The following is a 17,435-nucleotide window of genomic DNA, read 5'->3' as shown; positions in this document are numbered from 1 at the left end:
AGACCGCCCGAAGGGGAAGTCGAATGGTGACAGCAGCGTTGACAGCAGCACAGACCACGCAGGTGGATTCGCGTCCTGCGGCCGAGGCCTACGTCGGTGGTGTGTGCTTCAAACAGGGGCCACCCCGCTTGGTAGGAGCTGAGCTCGAGTGGCTGACCAGCCACGTTCCCGGTGGAGAGAGGCCGTCAGCCGCGACTCTGGCAAGGGCACTCGGGCGACATGCACCCACCAGTATCGACCCGGATTCACCGGCGGCACCGCTTCCGCGTGGCAGCCTCGTCACCGTAGAACCTGGCGGACAAATAGAACTCTCCTCAGCGCCGCGCACGTCCGCTCGCGAACTGTGTGACTGCCTCGACGACGACCGTCGTACTCTCGAAACACTCCTCGCGCCGTACTCCATCGAAATCAGTTCGGCGGCGGCCGACGTCGCCCGCCCACCTTCCCGGATTCTCCGGCTGCCGCGTTATTGCGCAATGGAATCCTGCTTCGCCGGGATAGGACCGTACGGCACCTTGATGATGTGCAATACCGCGGCAGTACAGATCAGTGTCGATGCCGGCGGCAGCCCGGAGTCCATCGCCCAGCGTTGGCGGCTCCTCGGGGACATGGGCCCGGCTCTCATCGCAGCGTTTGCGTGTTCTCCACGCTTGCAAGGGGTTCCGAAGGGAGATTGGGCGTCCCAACGCATGCGGACGTGGCTCGAACTCGATTCCTGGCGAACGGTCGCAGTCCCGGAAGTGCAGGACTACGCCGGCTGGGCTCTCGATGTTCCGCTGATGTGTGTGCGAAACGAGGGTGACGATTGGACGGCTCCGCGGGGCGCCACTTTCGGAGACTGGATAGACGGCGCTGTGGATGCCGAGATCGGACGCCGACCCGTCTGGGCAGACTTGGACTATCACCTGTCCACGCTGTTCCCGCCGGTTCGCGCCGTCGGCCATCTGGAAGTTCGCTACATAGATGCGCAGCCGGGAGATCTGTGGCGAGTACCGGTAGCAGCGATCGACGCGTTGCTGTCCGGGCCTGCCGTGATGCGGGAGGCCAGTGATGCTGCAGCATCGACGGCCGGGAGGTGGCGGGACGCGGCGGAGTACGGATTGGACGATGTCGAACTGCGTTCGGCTGCAACCTCTCTGATGTCGCTTGCCGCGTCGTACGCGCCGGAGCCGCAGTTCGTTCGTCTTCTCGATGCTGCAGCCGAACGGTGTTGTCGCGCAATCGTGCCCGGTGAGAGCGACACATGACGGGGGAGATCACCAAGGAAGCGGTCGAGGCCGTACTTCTGCGAGCGCGTGAGCGGTCGACGCTGCTCACCGACTGCGTCGACGATACCGAATTGATCGCTCAGCATTCCCCGTTGATGAGTCCACTCGTGTGGGACCTGGCGCACATCGGTAATCAGGAGGAACTCTGGTTGGTTCGCGATGTCGGTGGCCGCGATCCGGTGCGTAGCGACATAGACGAGCTGTACGACGCTTTCAAGCATTCGAGATCGTCGAGACCCACACTTCCCCTGCTCAACCCGGCCGAGGCGCGCGAATACGTACGTACGGTCCGTGGGAAGGTCTGGGATGTGCTCGAAGCCAGCACGTTCGGTCGCACAGAACTCGACGTGGACGGTTTTGCCTTCGGGATGATCGCGCAGCACGAGCAGCAACACGCCGAAACCATGCTCGCGACACACCAATTGCGTTCGGGACCCACGGCACTCGTTGCGACACCCGCTCCGCAAGCGGCCCGCATGCCGGAACTCGACGAGGTCACGATTCCCGCCGGCCCCTTCGTCATGGGGACCGACGACGAACCGTGGGCACTCGACAACGAGCGCACTGCGCATCAGGTCTATCTCACCGACTTCGCGATCGACAGATTCCCGGTCACGAACGGGCAGTTCGTCGAATTCATCGAGGACGGCGGGTATTCCCGACCGGAACTGTGGTCTCGCGACGGTTGGCGGCATCGCGTCGACGCGAAACTTCGTGCACCCCTGTTCTGGGAACACGACAGTTCGGGTTGGTGGCACGAGACTTTCGGCGTCGAGGCTCCGGTTCCGCCGGACAAGCCGGTCGTGCATGTGAGCTACTACGAGGCCGAGGCCTACGCCAGCTGGGCAGGCAAACGGCTTCCCACCGAGGCGGAATGGGAAAAGGCCGCGCGCTGGGATCCGGAATCCGGAAGATCACGACGGTTCCCGTGGGGGCACGCGTCCGCAGACGAGAATCTCGCCAATCTCGGTCAACGCCATCTCGGCCCCGCCGGCGTCGGTTCTTACCCAGCAGGGGCGTCAGCAGCGGGTGTCGAGCAGTTGATCGGCGACGTATGGGAGTGGACGTCTTCGGGTTTCCATCCGTATCCGGGTTTTCGGGCTTTCCCGTATCGGGAGTACTCGGAGGTATTCTTCGGCGGCGACTACAAGGTGTTGCGAGGGGGATCGTTCGGGACCGACAGCGTTGCCTGTCGTGGGACGTTCCGTAACTGGGACCATCCGATCAGGCGCCAGATCTTCTCGGGTTTTCGTTGCGCCAGAACGATTTCGGGTAGACCCTGACATGTGTCGGCACCTCGGGTATCTCGGGCCGCCACGTTCGGTTCGTGAACTCATCCACGACGGCGAGAACTCACTGATGCGACAGTCGTGGGCACCTCGCGAGATGCGTGGCGGCGGGACCATCAATGCCGACGGATTCGGTGCGGTGTGGTGGAACGGTGGAAGACAGGGACGGTACCGCAGTATCTCGCCGATCTGGTCGGACCCGACCGTCGACGAGACGTTGTCCCACATCGGTTCCGGAGCCGTCCTCGCCGCCGTGCGTTCCGCGACGGAGGGGATGGCCGTCGAGATCGGTGCCTGCGCACCGTTCGTCGACGGAACCTACGCTTTCAGTCACAACGGAGCGGTATCCGGTTGGCCTGGATCACTCGCCGACTTGGCGGCAGAAGTTCCGGCCGTCGAACTGCTGAAGATGCCCGCCCCGACGGATGCTGCCTTGTTGTGGACAGTGCTTCGGCATCGGTTGAAGTCGAAGCCCGCGGAAGTCGCCGTGACGAGCCTCGTTCACGATGTGGCTGCGGCGGCGCCGGATTCACGATTGAACCTCCTGTTCGGTGACGGGCAGGAACTGTGGGCAACGGCGTGGGGCCACACGTTGTACACGCGGGTCGACGAGTCGCGGGCCCTGATCGTTTCCGAACCGTTCGATCGATCCCCGGACTGGGAGCAGGTGCCGGACCGGCACATCGTCTGCGCGCGTCCCGGCCATGTGATCATCACCCCGATCCCGATGGGAGAAAAATGAAAACCCCTACGCTCGAGGTTTATCTGACACCGGCCGAATCGGTCGACGCATTGCGAGCCGAGGCCAGGGAGGGTCTGACCGCTACGCCGAAGTGGCTCTCGCCCAAATGGTTCTACGACGCGCGTGGAAGTGAACTGTTCGAGGAGATCACGGCCTTACCCGAGTATTACCCCACCCGTACCGAACGCGGCCTGCTCACGCAGTACGCCGACGAGATCGCGGCGTTGACCGAACCCGAGATCCTGATCGAACTGGGTTCAGGTTCCTCGGAGAAGACGCGGTTACTCCTCGACGCGATGACGGCTCGCGGAACTCTGCGAACGTATGTACCGCAAGATGTTTCGGTGACGGCCCTCGAAGGCGCGGCGCAGCAAGTCGGTGCCGAGTTTCCCGGAATCGACGTGCTCGGAGTGGTCAGCGACTTCACCGGTTCGCTGCATCATCTGCCCGGTGGTGGACGGCGCGCGGTCGCTTTTCTCGGCGGAACTCTCGGTAATCTCGTTCCCGCAGAACGAGCCGAGTTCCTCTCGGGGATCGCAGCGGTGCTCGCTCCGGGGGAGAACCTGATCCTGGGTGTGGGATTGGTGATCGATCCGGCTGTTCTCGTGCCTGCCTACGACGACGCTGCCGGCGTGACTGCGCAGTTCAACCTCAACGTTCTCGCGGTCCTGAACAAGCAACTGGGAGCGAACTTTCCCTTGGAAGACTTCCGTCACGTCGCGCTCTGGGATGCCGAGAACCAGTGGATCGAAATGCGGTTGGAAGCACTTCGCGAACTCTCGGTGCATATCGACGACCTGGATCTGGAGATCACCTTCGCAGCGGGCGAGCAGCTGCGCACCGAGATCTCGGCGAAGTTCACCGAGGACGGGATTGCCGCGGAGCTCGCATCCGCGGGCTTCGGGGTACGGAAGGTGTGGACAGATCAGGATCAGCGCTTCGCGTTGTTGTGCGCGCAGCGGGCGTGATCGTTCACTAATCGACTCGAAACGCGGGTTTCCGCGTCTGGGAAGGACTTCTGTGCGCTCGGTTCCGGCAGCGCAGACCGATTTGTCTGTTTATAGTGAGGCGCAGAACGGTTTCCGACCCGAGGAGAACGCGTGCGTCATCCGAAGCTCGCCGCATTGACCGTGGCCCTGACTGCAGTACTGGTGATGCCGGTAACGCAGAGCGTGGCTCAACCCTTCCCCTTCGACCCCGGCAGTTTCGGCAACGGCAGTACCGGATCGCTGGGCGGTGACGACCCGGACATCCCCATCGAGAACACCCTCCCGCAGCTGTCGGTCACCACACTCGTCGACGGACTCGATCACCCCTGGGACGTCGTGGCAGCCCCGGACGGCGCGATCCTGACGGGACAACGGTCCGGCGGATTCTTCGTTCGCCGAGGCGACAACACGACAGGTCCAGTCTCTGCTGACCTTTCGGATCTCTACGCTCAGTCCGAAACCGGGCTCATGGGCATCGCGCTTGCCCGTGACTTCGCTCAGTCGCGCACCCTCTACACCTGCCAGGGATTCAGCGCTGGGGGAGTCACGGACGTTCGAGTGATCTCGTGGACCGTCGACGCCGGATGGACCGCCCTCACTCGAACCGGAACCGTATTGCCAGGAATCCCGGTCTCGTCCGGGCGTCACGGGGGTTGCCGAATTCTTGCGGCCCAGGACGGAACGCTGTTCGTCGGGACGGGTGACACCGCGACGCCGAGCGTTCCGCAGGATCCGAATTCGCTGGGCGGCAAGGTCTTGCACATCAACGCCGACGGATCTCCAGCAGCGGGGAATCCGAATGCAGGCAGCCCCGTCTACACGCTCGGTCACCGCAACGTCCAAGGCTTGGCCGTGCAACCTGGAACCGGCCGGGTCTACTCGGTTGAACAGGGCACAAGCGTCGACGACGAAGTCAACCTGCTTACCCCCGGCGGAAATTACGGCTACCGCCCGGATCGGCTTCCCGGAACGTACGACGAATCCGTGCCGATGACCGATCCCGTGCGAGTGCCGGGAGCAATTGCGGCAGTGTGGCGTTCGGGTAGCTCCACGTTGGCTACCGCCAGCGCTGCCTTCACGGGCGGAGCCGCGTGGGGCGCCTGGGACGGTGCACTCGTGATGGGTGGTCTCAAGAGCAAGGAACTGATTTTCCTCCGCCTCAGTGCCGACGGACGCTCGGTCGACGCGCAGACCTTCGGATTGGTGAACCAGTTCGGGCGCTTGCGCTCGGTGACTCCGACGCCGGACGGCTCGCTCCTGGTGACCACCGACAACGGAGCAGGCGACAGGGTGCTGCGGGTGACGCCCACGCCCTGATCTTCAATACCAGGCGATGACCCGGCACGGACCACCCGAACCACCCGCATGCGTCGGCGCTCCCACCATCACCGTGGCGCCGACGGCCGGAAGTGCGGACAGGTTCGCGAGGGCTTCGACTGCGTACTTTCCTGAGCCCAAAGCGCTTCGGTGAGCCCCGTGGGTGGTGCTTCGGCCCGCGTCGATGCTGAGGGTGTCCGAACCCACGGCCACTATGTCGCGCTCGCGGACGAGGAAGTCGATCGCTTCGGGGGCGAATCCCGGAGTGTGTTGCACGCCGTGTACATCTCGATTCGTGAAGGCTCCGCCGGCACCGGCCCGGGTATCCCAGCCCGAGTTCATCGCCACCAGACTGCGAGGAGAGATCGTCCCGTGGGCGGCTTCCCAATCGAGGATGTTCTGGCGGGTGAGCAACGCGTCAGGGTCGACGGCGGCTCGGGCGCTGATATCGACGACCGCAATCGGTACGACGAGGTCGGCGACCGGAATCTTCTCGACGGTGATTCCGTCCGCACTGGCGTGCGCGGGCGCGTCGATGTGCGTACCGGTGTGTTCCTCGAGGCGGAGTTCGTTGAGGTAGAAGTTTCCGCCGAAACCAGCGGACCCGAGCGAGCCCATGGACCCGCCGGCGTCGGCGATCTTCGCCAGGTTCCTCATCTCGAACGAGCGCGCGCCCGGCCACACCGGGAAATCCGGCGTCAGTACATGGGTCAGATCGACGATGGTCCGACCCGATGGCGCTGCCGACGCAGTGGGCTGCACCGCGCCGGCCACGACGGTCGCACCGAGCGCAGTAGTGCCGAGCGCCGCGAACATCGATCGTCGGCTGACTTTCCTGCCCTCTCGTCCGATCGATTCGTAGACCTCCGACAACACCTTCGGTGAGCACATCAGAAACTCCAGATCACTGGGATCAACACCGTCGCAACTACCAGGAACCACAACAACATCGGGAGTCCGAGCTTCCAGTAGTCGCCGAACTTGTATCCGCCAGGTCCCATCACCATCATGTTCGCGGGAGTGGCGACGGGTGTTAGGAAGGAGGCTGCGGCAGCGACAGTCACCGTCATCAGAAGGGGCAGCACCGAGATATCGAGTTCGCCGGCGACCGAGATGGCGATCGGCGTGATGATCAGCGCGGTCGCGGTGTTGCTGATCAGCTGACCCAGCGTCGCCGTCACGACGAAGAGTCCGGCGACGACGACATACGGGCTTGCACCACCGACGACGTCGACGAAGGCATGAGCGAGTTTCTCGGCTGCGCCGGTCTGCTGGATCGCGGTCGAGAGCGGGATCATTCCGCCGACAAGAATCAACGTGGTCCACGAGATGGACCGATGCGCGTGCTCCACGCTGATCACTCGTAACAAAACCATCGCACACGCCGCGAGGAGTCCGGCTATCGCCGACGGCACCAATCCGAAGGTCAGCAACACGACCATCGCCGCGACGACGACGAGGGCGATGACCGCGCGAGTTCCCAACGGCGCTGCCTGCTTACGGATCTGACCAGGTGCGTCGACCACGAGGACGTTCGGATCGACCGCGGTGTGCGTGTCGAGATCGTCCCAGCTGCCTTGCAGGAGGAGCGTGTCACCTGCCGCCAACTTGACGCCCTTCGGGCCGCAGTCCTCACCGGCACGCTGGACCGCGAGGATCACCAGATCGCCACTGTCGGTCACCATGCCGGGAAAAGCCCTGTCGCCGATCATTTCCGAGCGCGGCGGGATTATCACTTCGACCACACCGTCGTGCTTGGTGATCAAGGGCTCTGCGGACGGCGCATCCTTGCCCATCAACTGATACTGCTTCGCGAGGGTCTTGGCGTGCCGGCTCAGGTCAGGCGACATCGACGTCCCCGCACGATGGGGGAGGACGTGAGGACCGAGAAGTACGGCGATCGCGATCGTTCCCACTACGAGCGGCGCACCGACCAAGGTGAAACTGAAGAACCCGAAAGCACCGGCCCCGGATTCCTCGGCGGCTTCGGAAACGATGATGTTGACCGGTGTTCCGGTCAAGGTGAGCATCGAACCGGCATGGGCGGCAAATGCCAACGGCAGAAGCAGTTGTGACGTCGACTTACCGAGACGCACTGCCAAGACGACCACCATCGGCACCAGCGCGGCTACGGCTCCGTTGACGCTGATCAATGCGGTCAACGCGGCAACCAGCAACATGATCGCACTCAAGAGGCGGACACGGGATTCGCCGACTTTCGCCAGTAGTTTCTCGCCCGCCCACGTGGTGACACCGGTGGCGTCGAGGGCTTCGCTGACGACGAAGAGCGCGGCGATGAACACCACCGTGGGATCGCCGAATCCGGCAAGCGCCTGCTCCATCGTGATGACACCGGTGGCGTAGAGCGCCAGGGCAGTGCCGATCGCGATGATGCCGACCGGGATTCGGCCGAACACGAACAGCGCCACGACCAGTGCAAGCACGACAAAGGTGATGGTGATGTCATTCACGATTCGTAAAGGTACCTGCTCATACAGAACGGCCCCGTCTCGCAAGGGAGACGGGGCCGTGGGACGGACGCGAAGGAATTAGTTGGAGGCGGCGATGCGAGCCTTCTCGAGAGCGGCCAGCGTGCGAAGAACCGTGGCCTTCTGCTTGTTGAGATCGCTCAGTCGCGCGCGCGCCGGCAACCCTTGTGCGAGCTCGGCGACCTTGATCTGCTCGTCGATCGAACCGAGCTGATCGAGAAGCCCTAGGACGCGAGCCTGGAGCGTATCGATGTCCACGGTGTCCGTCTTGACCGGAGCGGCAACGCGCGTCGCTGTGCCCGTGCTGGCGGGGCGGGAAGCCCGTGCGGGTGACGTGTCGGCGACAACCGTTGCGGCACGGGGCCGAATTGCCTTGCGAACGGCGGCCGCATCGGGAAGGACGTCCATGCGGATTTCGTTCAGAACTCGGCGAGCCTCGCGAGCGTTGACGCGGTACTCGCGTTCTTCGTCGTCGTCGGACTGCAGCGTGCCGCCGAGCGGGCGCAGACCGTACATACCGAGGAAGCGCTTCGCGTCGTCGATGATGCCTTCGTTTTCACGACATTTTCCACAGCGGGGTTCGTTGCGGAACATGTCCACGGAGTTGTCGTCTCCGCACCAGACACAAGATCCTGGGCGCCACCGCCGGATCGTCGGAACTGATGAATTCAGGGAATGAGATTCGGGCCGGGATTCCAGGGTTTGCGCGTCGATCACGACGAGCCACACTAGGCGAAGATTGCGGCGCGGTGAACACCGCCCCAACATCGACCTGGGTTTCTGGTCGTGGGCGTGATCAAGATCATGCTGAATGCCGTATTCGGTGGTATTCGTGTGTCCCACAGGTGGTTTCATGATGACCGGGTGGTCTGTTTCTGTGGTGTTCACGAAGACGACGACGGGCGCGTACCAGTGACCGTGAAGTCACAGGTACGCGCCCGTAGAGCAGCGTGAGACTAGGCGCTGCCGTTGAACAGCGAAGTCACAGAACCGTTCTCGAAAACTTCCTTGATGGTGCGAGCCAGCAGCGGTGCGATGGACAGCACCGTCAGCGTCGGGAACTTCTTCGACTCGTCGATCGGAAGTGTATTGGTGACAACAACTTCCTTTGCGCCACACGTCGACAGACGCTCGGCAGCAGGGTCGGAGAGGACGCCGTGGGTTGCAGCGATGACGACGTCACCCGCTCCGGCCTCCTTGAGTACCTTGACCGCGCCGGCGATGGTTCCGCCGGTGTCGATCATGTCGTCGATCAGGATGCAGGTGCGACCTTCGACATCACCGACGACGCGATTGGACTTGACCTGGTTGGGTACCAAGGGATCGCGCGTCTTGTGAATGAACGCCAGCGGCGCTCCGCCGAGCGAGTCGGCCCATTTCTCGGCGACGCGAACGCGGCCCGAGTCGGGGGAGACCACCGTGATGTTCTCGAGGTTGTAGCCCGCGCGAATATGGTTGGCCAACTGGCTGTGTGCGTGCATGTGATCGACGGGGCCGTCGAAAAAGCCCTGGATCTGATCGGTATGCAGGTCGACCGTGATGATGCGATCGGCGCCGGCGGTCTTGAGCAGGTCAGCGATCAGGCGAGCGGAGATCGGCTCGCGTCCGCGGTGCTTCTTGTCCTGGCGGGCGTACGGGTAGAACGGAAGAACGGCAGTGATGCGCTTGGCCGATCCACGCTTGAGAGCGTCGATCATGATGAGCTGCTCCATCACCCACGTGTTCAGCGGTGCCGGATGACTCTGCAGGACGAACGCGTCGGAGCCGCGAACCGACTCTTCGAATCGAACGAAGATCTCACCGTTCGCGAAGTCGCGCGCGGTCTGCGGGGTGACGCTGATGTCGAGTTCCTTCGCCACCTGCTCCGCCAACTCGGGATGTGCGCGACCCGAGAACAACATCAGGTTCTTCTGGTTGTCGATCCAATTCGCAGTCACTGGTTCATGCCATCCTTTTGTACTTGCCGGTCGATCTGGTGGTGATCTGTGCTGTCAGGTTGTTGCAGGGCTGTCAGGTTGTTGCAGGGCCGTCAGGTTGTGCTGCTGCTGCAGCATCGGCCGCGGGCGTGCCGGGACGATTCTTCTGGACCCAGCCCTCGATGTTGCGCTGCAAACCACCGGAGACGGCAAGCGCCCCTGGCGGTACGTCGTTTCGCAGAACGGTTCCGGCCCCGGTATATGCGCCGTCACCAACGGTGAGCGGGGCGACGAACATCGTGTCGGAACCGGTTCGCACATGCGACCCCACCACAGTACGGCTCTTGTTCACGCCGTCGTAATTGACGAAGACGCTCGAAGCCCCGATGTTGCTGTGATGGCCGATGGTGGCGTCGCCGACGTAGGTAAGATGCGGAATCTTCGAATGCTCGCCGATGTCCGCGTTCTTCGTTTCCACGTATGCGCCGATCTTCCCGTGGTCACCGAGGCGTGTAGCCGGCCGCAGGTAGGCGAAAGGACCGACGGTCGCGTCGGCTCCGATTACGGAGTCGGTCCCGTGGGAGCGGACGACTTGCGCGCGCTCCCCGACGCTCACGTTGTCCAAGGTGGTGTCGGGGCCGATCACGGCGTCCTCGCCCACCGACGTTGTGCCGGTCAACTGAACTCCGGGCAGGAGCGTCACGTCCTGTGCGATGTGCACGCCGCAATCGATCCACGTGCTCGCCGGATCGACGACGGTGACGCCGGCACGCATCCAGGTCTCGAGGATCCGACGGTTCATCTCGCGGGCGAGCGTCGAGAGCTGCACGCGGTCGTTGGCGCCCGCGACGAGAACCGAATCCGCGATGTGCTGCGCGCGAACACGCTTGCCCGCGCGACGGGCGATCATGATCACATCAGTGAGATAGAACTCGTGCTGTGCGTTGTTGGAGTCGAGAGACGCCAGCGCATCGCGCAGAGTCTCGAAGTCGAAGGCGTAGACACCTGAATTGACCTCGGTGATCGAGCGCTGCGAATCGGTGGCTTCCTTCTCTTCGACGATGGCGTTGACTTCGCCGTCCGTCGTGCGAAGGATCCGTCCGTAGCCGGTGGGGTCGAGGGCCGTCGACGTCAACACCGTGACCGCGGCCGCGGGGGCGGCAGTGTGCTGAGCGAGGAGGTCTGCGATGGTCTTGCCGTCGAGCAGCGGCACGTCGGCGGCCGTCACGAGTACGGTTCCGGCGAAGTCGGCCGGCAGACCCTCGAGTCCGCAACTGACGGCGTGCCCGGTGCCCTTCTGCTCGTCCTGAACGGCGACGGTGACGGGCCGGCCCAGTTCACCCGCGACTGCGTTGACTGCTTCGGTGACACGCTCACGATCGTGACCGACGACGGTCACCAGGTGCGTGGGGTTCAGTGAGGTTGCCGCGTGAAGCGAATGTGCCAGCATGCTGCGTCCGGCGAGAGTGTGGAGGACCTTGGGAGTCTTCGACTTCATTCGTGTACCGGCACCCGCTGCGAGAACGATCACGGCGGTCTGCACTGGTTTGAGCTCCCTCTGTCGATCAAACTGTCGATCAAGACACGCATTTCCGCTCGGAAAATGCATGTTGTTCACCAGCTCCGCCGCCAGGACTCGAACCTGAACTATCTGAACCAAAATCAGAGGTGCTGCCATTACACCACGGCGGATTGCCACGCATTGCCGAGCCTTGCGGCCGAACGCGCGCAAGAATAATCGCATGCCGACCCGCCGTAGGTCGAACCGCTCCTCTGATTGGGTCCCCGAAGTCCCGATAGGCTGAGCGTCCACAGCAGTAATTTGTGTGTCGGCGAGAGGAAGACAATGGCGGCGGTGTCCGGTTCGGGTGGCGGGGATCCAGTTCCCGAACGAGTGACACGGATCCGGATGACCGGTACCCAACGTCGGCAACAACTGATCGAGATCGGGCGGGCATTGTTCGCCGAACGGGGATACGAAGCGACGTCGATCGAGGAGATCGCCCAGCGAGCAAACGTGTCCAAGCCGGTCGTGTACGAGCACTTCGGCGGCAAGGAGGGGCTGTACGCCGTAGTAGTGGACCGGGAGATGTCGCGACTCCTCGAGATGATCACGTCTTCGCTCTCGCAAAATCGCTCGAGAGTTCGAGTCGAGCGGGTTGCGTTGGCTTTGCTCACCTACGTGGAAGAGCACACTGACGGATTTCGGATACTCGTGCGCGATTCGTCCGTCGTCGCGCCCAGTGGGACGTATTCGAGCTTGCTCAACGATGCGATCAGTCAGGTGGGCTACCTGCTTGCGGGGGACTTCTCCAGACGCGGTTTCGACCCCGGACTAGCAACGATGTACGCACAGGCGCTTGTCGGCATGGTGTCCACTACGGCTACTTGGTGGCTCGACGAGCGGACTCCGTCGAAGGAAGTTGTCGCCGCTCACCTCGTGAATTTGTGTTGGAATGGGCTGACGAATCTGGAAGCCGACCCACAATTGGAGGGTTAACCAGGCGCGCCTGCCGCGCAGAGATGGATCGCGGTCTAAGCTGTGTTCGCTGTATCACGATCGTTTGATGGGCAAATGTCTCATTTGTTTGCAGGGTGGGTTGAATGCCGAACCGTGCCTTCCATTTTGACGCTGTGAACGGGTAAGACCAAGGATTCGTTCGATGTGTGGTGATTGGAGGCCGGATCGATGGTGAGGCAAGAACGGGCAGAAGCCACCCGTGATTCGGTGCTGCGCGGAGCAGCGGGTGTGTTCTTGCGCCTGGGTTATGCCAATGCCAGCTTGAGCGAGATCATCGCCGAGTCGCAGGTGACCAAAGGCGCGCTGTACTTCCATTTCGGGTCCAAGGAAGAACTCGCGCGGGCGGTGATCGACGAGGGTTCGGCGCGTTTCGACGCAAAATGTGAGCTCTGGTTGGACCGTCGCACTCCCGCACTCGAGTCGCTGATCGGTATTTCGTCGGTCATCGTCGACATCGGTGCGCATGACGCCATGGTTAGAGCAACGTTCCGCTTGTTGGTCGAGATCGGGGACTATCGGGGCTCCGGGCCGGCGACTCTGGACGTGTGGCTCGATATTTACCGTGAACTTGCCAGCCGTGCGGCAGACGAAGGTGATCTGCGTTCGGACGCGGATTCTGCTGACATCGCTCGTTTCCTGTTGGAAGTGGCGTCCGGAGTTCGGCTGATGGCAGCCGCGACCGGGACCGTTCGTGAGCTTTCGGACTCCATGAAGGCATCGTGGAACCTGATACTCCCGATCGTGGTCCCGGAATCGAAAGTGGAGTACTTCAGGCAATTCGCGGCCCGCCGCCTTGCCAGCGATCACTGAAATCACTGGCGCTCCGCACTGCTCCTTTGGTCAGTTTTCTGCAAATGTCCTGGTAGCGACATTGTTCTCTTTGTTCTACATTCGAAACAAACTGAGAGTATGTTTATAGTGTTGATGGGAATCTGGAAGTCTGATCTTGCCCATCATCTTCGGATTGCGGTATGTTCTACCGGTAGCTGAAGAATTGCTGAGAATGAAGGTTTGTCAGGGCAGGGTGACGGCGTCGGCGCACCGGGCAGCATAGGGGGCTGCCCGGCGTGTACGACCCCAGATGGGGAGTCAACAGATGGGTGACACTGCGCCGACGCCGATGCTCGATATCGGCCCGCGGATCGGCTGTGACGTAGTGAACGTCGTGGATGTCACTCGAAGTATCGAACTCTTCGGGCGGAGGTATCTCGATCGGACCTTTACCCGGCACGAATTGCAGACGTGCGCCGGGCCGGCGCGGGATCAGCGATTGGCTGCACGCTTCGCCGCCAAAGAGGCTGTTGTGAAGGTACTGCGGCCTGGTGACATCCCCGTTCCATGGAATTCCATCGAAATCACTCGGGCCGAGTGGGGTGGCTGTGGGGTGACGCTGTCCGGCAATGCCGCGGAACTCGCGCGGGCCCAGGATCTGCACGATTTTCAAGTATCTATCTCGCACGAAGCGGACGTGGCCATCGCAATGGTGATCGCAACACGCTCGGGCGCTCGCATCGAAAAGAAGGACGACATCGCTGATGATTGATCAGGCAATTCGGAAAGTGCTCGTCGAGCACGGTCGACTGGCAGTCGACGTGAGCACGATCGATGGAGAGGCCGATCTTTACGAGTTGGGTTTGACGTCGCACGCGAGCGTGAATGTCATGTTGGCGCTGGAGGATTCGTTCGACATCGAGTTTCCTGACGAGTTGTTGCGGAAGAGTACTTTCGCAAGCGTCAAGGCGATCGAGGGTGCGTTGACGGAGTTGGGTGCTGCATGAACGCTCCGCAATCGCAGTGCGCCACCGGGACAGCCCTCGAGCGGGCCACACGGTTGGCCGACGAAGTTGCAGCGGTGTGGGCCGACGAAGTCGATGCCGAGGCAAGGTTTCCGCGTGAAACTGTCGACGCCATGCGAAGCGAACGGCTGCTGTCGGTAGCTGTGCCGAGGGAACTAGGCGGCGAAGGACTCTCGCTGCAGGAAGTGTCGCAGATCGCCCGTGTGATCGGAACACGCTGTGCAGCAAGCGGAATGATTTTCGCGATGCATCAGACGCAGATCTACTCGTTGGTCAAGCACGGCAACACCGAAGCGCTACGCGGGTTTGTCGAAGAAACGGTCGACAAGCAACTGCTGTTGGCATCGGCAACCACTGAGCTGGGAATCGGTGGTGACGTCAGCCGGAGTTACTGCGCGGTCGAAGACTTGGGCGGTCATCTGCTGTTGATCAAGAACGCGCTGTCATTTCGTACGGCGAACACTCCGACGCGATAGTCGTGACGGCTCGGCGAACCCCGGAGAGTCAGCCGAACGATCAGGTTCTCGTTGTGTGTCGTACCCCAGACCTGACGCTCGAACGCACCACCGAGTGGAACACGCTGGGACTCAGGGGAACTTGCAGTCTTGGTTACATCCTTCGGGCCACCTCGACGCCCGAGATGGTCGCCGACGTACCGTATTCCGATATCTCCACCCATACGATGCTTCCGGTCTCGCACGTCGTCTGGAGCTCGGTGTGGTTGGGAATTGCCGACGCTGCAGTCGAGAAGGCACGCAAGTACGTGCGTGCCGCCGCACGCAAGCAGCCCGGAGTCACTTCCCCCGGAGCGCTGCGGCTCGCCGAAGTTGCTGCTTCGGCACAACAATTCGCCGATCTCGTCGACGCCTCTGCACGCAGGTACGACCGCGCAGTCCACGCTGCGGAAGGCGCCGCCGATTTCGAGGCGACAGGAGCGGTGGGCTTTTCGCTCGCGATGAACAACCTGAAAGTCACAGCCTCCACCGCGGTGGTGGAAATCGTGGGGCAGACAATGCTGATCTGTGGCATCTCGGGATATCGCGAGGACACCGAATTTTCGCTCGGTCGGCACCTTCGTGACGCGCACGGCGCAGCGGTGATGGTGAACAACGATCGAATCATGGCAGGTTCAGCGCACATGGCTATCGGATACCGGGGAACGCTATGACGACGGAGAATGTGACAACCGAGACTGTGACAGGCGAGACCGATCTGGATCGGGCTCGGGCTGCATTTCAACGCGAACTGCTCGTCGAAGGACTATTAGTCGAGACAGAGGTACCGGGACTCTACGGGCGTTCCGGCGTGTTCGAGGACATCGTCGACGGTATCGACCGAGTGGTGGTTGCAGCGGGGCCAGGCGACGCCGCGACTCGGCTGCGGTTCCCGCCGGTGTTCCCTCGTAGCAGTTTCGAGCGCACCGACTACATCGCTTCGTTTCCCAACCTCACCGGCGCCATCAACACCTTCGCTGGTTCCAATCGCGATCACGCGCGACTGCTGGCCGATCGCGCCGACGGACAATCGTGGGATCGCCACCTCGAGCCGACCGAGACCATGCTCGTCTCCGCAGCGTGCCATCCTGCCTATGCGCGATACACCGGAGTTCTCCCCGAAGGCGGGGTGCTGCTGGACATCTACGGTTTTTGCTTCCGGCACGAACCGGCGATCGATCCGGCTCGCATGCAAGCGTTTCGGATGCACGAGTTCGTGACGATCGGTGACGCCGCGGCAGCGCGAGCGCATCGCGAGCACTGGATCGAGCGGGGGCTCGAGGTGCTCGGCCGGCTCGAACTCGACGCCACCCCGGTGATTGCCAATGATCCTTTCTTCGGACGCGCCGGAAAGATGCTTGCAGCCAACCAGCGTGAAGAGAATCTCAAGACGGAACTGACGGTTCGGCTCTACGGAGATCTCGACGAGGGCACGGCGATCGTGTCCTCGAACAACCATCTCGACCATTTCGGTGTCAACTTCGACATCCGAACGGCGGAGGGGGAGGTGGCGCACAGCTCGTGCGTCGGCTTCGGGATGGAGCGAATCGCGTTGTCCTTGTTGCGGACTCATGGTCTTGATGTGGCTGCGTGGCCAACCTCCGTACGCGAACGAATGGGCATCTGATGTCCCGGCTCATCGACATTTCACCTGATCGCTACCAACCCCATTCGTTGCACCAGGACGACCGGGTGTGGGCGCAGACCAACTGCTATACGGATCTGTGGATCGAAGTGTTGCATTCGCTGGGATTGGACCCCGTCCCGGCGCTGGCATGTGCCTTCTCATCGCGGTTCGACGGGACTCAGTGGACGTTCCTCAAGCTCAAGGCCGAGGACATCTACGCGCTGTACGGAATCGAAGTCGCCGAGATGAACGTCTGGCGGGCCCCGCTGATCCATGTCGAGGACAACCTCGCGGTTGGGATGCTGTCGACGGTTGAAGTCGACGGATACTGGCTTCCCGACACTCTCGGAACGAGTTATCACGAGGGGCACACCAAGACCACGATCGTGCCCAATCGGATCGATCGCGTTGCCGGCGAGCTCGAATACTTCCACAACAGCGGGTACTACTTGCTGCGAGGCGACGATTTCTCCGGTGTCTTCGATCTCGATCGTTCCTCACTTCCTTCGTTCGTGCCCTACGTCGAACAGATCAGGTTGAATCCGGTTCACGCGACCAACGCCGGAAACATCGCCGAAGTGGCTCGGCGGAACGTAGCGGTTCGAGCCGCGGGTAATCCCGTGCGAGAGCTGGGACGCCGGGTGATCGACGACCTCGAATGGGTGCAGGGGGCGGGTATGGATGCCTTTCACCTCTGGTCCTTCGGGCTACTTCGTCAGTGTGGTGCCAGCGCGGAGCTGGCAGCCGACGCCAGCGAGTTTTTGGACACTGCAGGTTTCTCCGGGACAGGCGAAGCTGCGCCAGATTTCCGCAAAGTGGCGTCCGGGGCCAAGAGCGTGCAGTTTCAGATGGCGCGTGCCTCCAGGGGCCGCGCGGTGGACCCGCGTGAGCAACTCGACGAGATGGCCGTGTCGTGGAAGAGAGCGATGGAAGTCGTTGCCGACACAATCGGCGTCGACTCGCATCGACACTTGAGGTTGGTCTAAC

Annotated in this window: 16 protein-coding genes, 1 tRNA gene and 1 pseudogene; 12 read left to right on the top strand and 6 right to left on the bottom strand. The window is 62.4% G+C overall.

Going from position 1 to position 17,435, the window contains the following annotated elements; translation table 11 throughout:
* Window positions 1–23 precede the first annotated feature (23 nt).
* The 5 genes from egtA (at window position 24) to ACKAMS_RS19945 (ending at window position 5,605) form a co-directional block, all read left to right on the top strand.
* Complete coding sequence (gene egtA / locus ACKAMS_RS19965; RefSeq protein ID WP_408989423.1) at window positions 24–1,247, top strand: ergothioneine biosynthesis glutamate--cysteine ligase EgtA; 1,224 nt, start codon at window positions 24–26, stop codon at window positions 1,245–1,247.
* On the top strand, window positions 1,244–2,551 hold the full coding sequence (gene egtB / locus ACKAMS_RS19960; RefSeq protein ID WP_408989422.1) for an ergothioneine biosynthesis protein EgtB: 1,308 nt from the start codon (window positions 1,244–1,246) through the stop codon (window positions 2,549–2,551). The genes egtA and egtB overlap by 4 nt, the downstream gene beginning before the upstream one ends.
* Before the next feature lies 1 nt (window position 2,552).
* Window positions 2,553–3,299, top strand: a complete 747-nt coding sequence (gene egtC / locus ACKAMS_RS19955) for an ergothioneine biosynthesis protein EgtC (RefSeq protein WP_020908572.1) — start codon at window positions 2,553–2,555, stop codon at window positions 3,297–3,299.
* A complete protein-coding gene (gene egtD, locus ACKAMS_RS19950) occupies window positions 3,296–4,267 on the top strand; it encodes an L-histidine N(alpha)-methyltransferase (RefSeq protein ID WP_019744659.1) in 972 nt (323 codons plus the stop codon). The genes egtC and egtD overlap by 4 nt, the downstream gene beginning before the upstream one ends.
* 132 nt (window positions 4,268–4,399) lie before the next feature.
* On the top strand, window positions 4,400–5,605 hold the full coding sequence (locus ACKAMS_RS19945; RefSeq protein WP_408989421.1) for a PQQ-dependent sugar dehydrogenase: 1,206 nt from the start codon (window positions 4,400–4,402) through the stop codon (window positions 5,603–5,605).
* Window positions 5,606–5,608: 3 nt separating this feature from the next.
* Here the strand turns inward: ACKAMS_RS19945 and ACKAMS_RS19940 are convergent, their stop codons facing one another.
* From ACKAMS_RS19940 to ACKAMS_RS19915, 6 genes are all read right to left on the bottom strand, one after another.
* Complete coding sequence (locus ACKAMS_RS19940) at window positions 5,609–6,496, bottom strand: cyclase family protein (RefSeq protein WP_047888909.1); 888 nt, start codon at window positions 6,494–6,496, stop codon at window positions 5,609–5,611.
* On the bottom strand, window positions 6,496–8,076 hold the full coding sequence (locus ACKAMS_RS19935) for an SLC13 family permease (RefSeq protein ID WP_408989420.1): 1,581 nt from the start codon (window positions 8,074–8,076) through the stop codon (window positions 6,496–6,498). Before ACKAMS_RS19935 ends, ACKAMS_RS19940 begins: the two co-directional genes overlap by 1 nt.
* 78 nt (window positions 8,077–8,154) lie before the next feature.
* Window positions 8,155–8,811, bottom strand: a complete 657-nt coding sequence (locus ACKAMS_RS19930) for a hypothetical protein (protein ID WP_024487329.1) — start codon at window positions 8,809–8,811, stop codon at window positions 8,155–8,157.
* A 239-nt stretch (window positions 8,812–9,050) separates the two neighbouring features.
* Window positions 9,051–10,031, bottom strand: a complete 981-nt coding sequence (locus ACKAMS_RS19925) for a ribose-phosphate diphosphokinase (protein ID WP_020970292.1) — start codon at window positions 10,029–10,031, stop codon at window positions 9,051–9,053.
* 73 nt (window positions 10,032–10,104) lie between these two features.
* The gene (glmU, locus tag ACKAMS_RS19920; protein ID WP_080909203.1) at window positions 10,105–11,553 is read right to left on the bottom strand and encodes a bifunctional UDP-N-acetylglucosamine diphosphorylase/glucosamine-1-phosphate N-acetyltransferase GlmU; all 1,449 of its coding nucleotides are present in this window, start codon (window positions 11,551–11,553) and stop codon (window positions 10,105–10,107) included.
* Between the two features lie 78 nt (window positions 11,554–11,631).
* Window positions 11,632–11,702, bottom strand: a tRNA-Gln gene (locus ACKAMS_RS19915).
* A 154-nt stretch (window positions 11,703–11,856) separates the two neighbouring features.
* Here ACKAMS_RS19915 and ACKAMS_RS19910 point away from each other — a divergent pair.
* The 7 genes and pseudogenes from ACKAMS_RS19910 to ACKAMS_RS19880 all read left to right on the top strand — a co-directional run bounded on the left by ACKAMS_RS19910 (window position 11,857) and on the right by ACKAMS_RS19880 (window position 17,434).
* A complete protein-coding gene (locus ACKAMS_RS19910) occupies window positions 11,857–12,510 on the top strand; it encodes a TetR/AcrR family transcriptional regulator (protein ID WP_019744652.1) in 654 nt (217 codons plus the stop codon).
* 189 nt (window positions 12,511–12,699) lie between these two features.
* Window positions 12,700–13,341: a ScbR family autoregulator-binding transcription factor gene (locus ACKAMS_RS19905; protein WP_003946317.1), complete on the top strand. Its 642-nt coding sequence runs from the start codon at window positions 12,700–12,702 to the stop codon at window positions 13,339–13,341.
* Between the two features lie 286 nt (window positions 13,342–13,627).
* Entirely contained in the window at window positions 13,628–14,074 is a 447-nt protein-coding gene (locus ACKAMS_RS19900; RefSeq protein WP_408989419.1) for a holo-ACP synthase, read from the top strand.
* Window positions 14,067–14,309 (top strand): acyl carrier protein, encoded by a 243-nt coding sequence (locus ACKAMS_RS19895; RefSeq protein ID WP_003946296.1) that lies wholly within the window; start codon window positions 14,067–14,069, stop codon window positions 14,307–14,309. Before ACKAMS_RS19900 ends, ACKAMS_RS19895 begins: the two co-directional genes overlap by 8 nt.
* A pseudogene (locus ACKAMS_RS19890) lies at window positions 14,306–15,495 on the top strand (acyl-CoA dehydrogenase family protein). The gene ACKAMS_RS19895 and the pseudogene ACKAMS_RS19890 overlap by 4 nt, the downstream one beginning before the upstream one ends.
* Window positions 15,492–16,448, top strand: coding sequence for an amino acid--[acyl-carrier-protein] ligase (locus ACKAMS_RS19885; protein ID WP_031333718.1), 957 nt, complete (start codon window positions 15,492–15,494; stop codon window positions 16,446–16,448). Before ACKAMS_RS19890 ends, ACKAMS_RS19885 begins: the two are co-directional and overlap by 4 nt.
* Complete coding sequence (locus ACKAMS_RS19880; RefSeq protein ID WP_070385479.1) at window positions 16,448–17,434, top strand: DUF1839 family protein; 987 nt, start codon at window positions 16,448–16,450, stop codon at window positions 17,432–17,434. The genes ACKAMS_RS19885 and ACKAMS_RS19880 overlap by 1 nt, the downstream gene beginning before the upstream one ends.
* Window position 17,435: the final 1 nt, after the last annotated feature.

It is taken from the genome of Rhodococcus sp. 5A-K4, assembly GCF_046097995.1.
In the GTDB taxonomy this organism is placed as follows: domain Bacteria; phylum Actinomycetota; class Actinomycetes; order Mycobacteriales; family Mycobacteriaceae; genus Rhodococcus_F; species Rhodococcus_F erythropolis.
This window is presented reverse-complemented; position numbering and strand designations above follow the sequence as displayed.

What these genes read in the sequence shown, in the direction of transcription:
- egtA (WP_408989423.1), top strand. Translation starts at nt 24, where the DNA reads ATGGTGACAGCAGCGTTGACAGCAGCACAGACCACGCAGGTGGATTCG.
- egtB (WP_408989422.1), top strand. Translation starts at nt 1,244, where the DNA reads ATGACGGGGGAGATCACCAAGGAAGCGGTCGAGGCCGTACTTCTGCGA.
- egtC (WP_020908572.1), top strand. Translation starts at nt 2,553, where the DNA reads ATGTGTCGGCACCTCGGGTATCTCGGGCCGCCACGTTCGGTTCGTGAA.
- egtD (WP_019744659.1), top strand. Translation starts at nt 3,296, where the DNA reads ATGAAAACCCCTACGCTCGAGGTTTATCTGACACCGGCCGAATCGGTC.
- ACKAMS_RS19940 (WP_047888909.1), bottom strand. Translation starts at nt 6,496, where the DNA reads ATGTGCTCACCGAAGGTGTTGTCGGAGGTCTACGAATCGATCGGACGA.
- ACKAMS_RS19910 (WP_019744652.1), top strand. Translation starts at nt 11,857, where the DNA reads ATGGCGGCGGTGTCCGGTTCGGGTGGCGGGGATCCAGTTCCCGAACGA.
- ACKAMS_RS19905 (WP_003946317.1), top strand. Translation starts at nt 12,700, where the DNA reads ATGGTGAGGCAAGAACGGGCAGAAGCCACCCGTGATTCGGTGCTGCGC.
- ACKAMS_RS19900 (WP_408989419.1), top strand. Translation starts at nt 13,628, where the DNA reads ATGGGTGACACTGCGCCGACGCCGATGCTCGATATCGGCCCGCGGATC.
- ACKAMS_RS19895 (WP_003946296.1), top strand. Translation starts at nt 14,067, where the DNA reads ATGATTGATCAGGCAATTCGGAAAGTGCTCGTCGAGCACGGTCGACTG.
- ACKAMS_RS19885 (WP_031333718.1), top strand. Translation starts at nt 15,492, where the DNA reads ATGACGACGGAGAATGTGACAACCGAGACTGTGACAGGCGAGACCGAT.
- ACKAMS_RS19880 (WP_070385479.1), top strand. Translation starts at nt 16,448, where the DNA reads ATGTCCCGGCTCATCGACATTTCACCTGATCGCTACCAACCCCATTCG.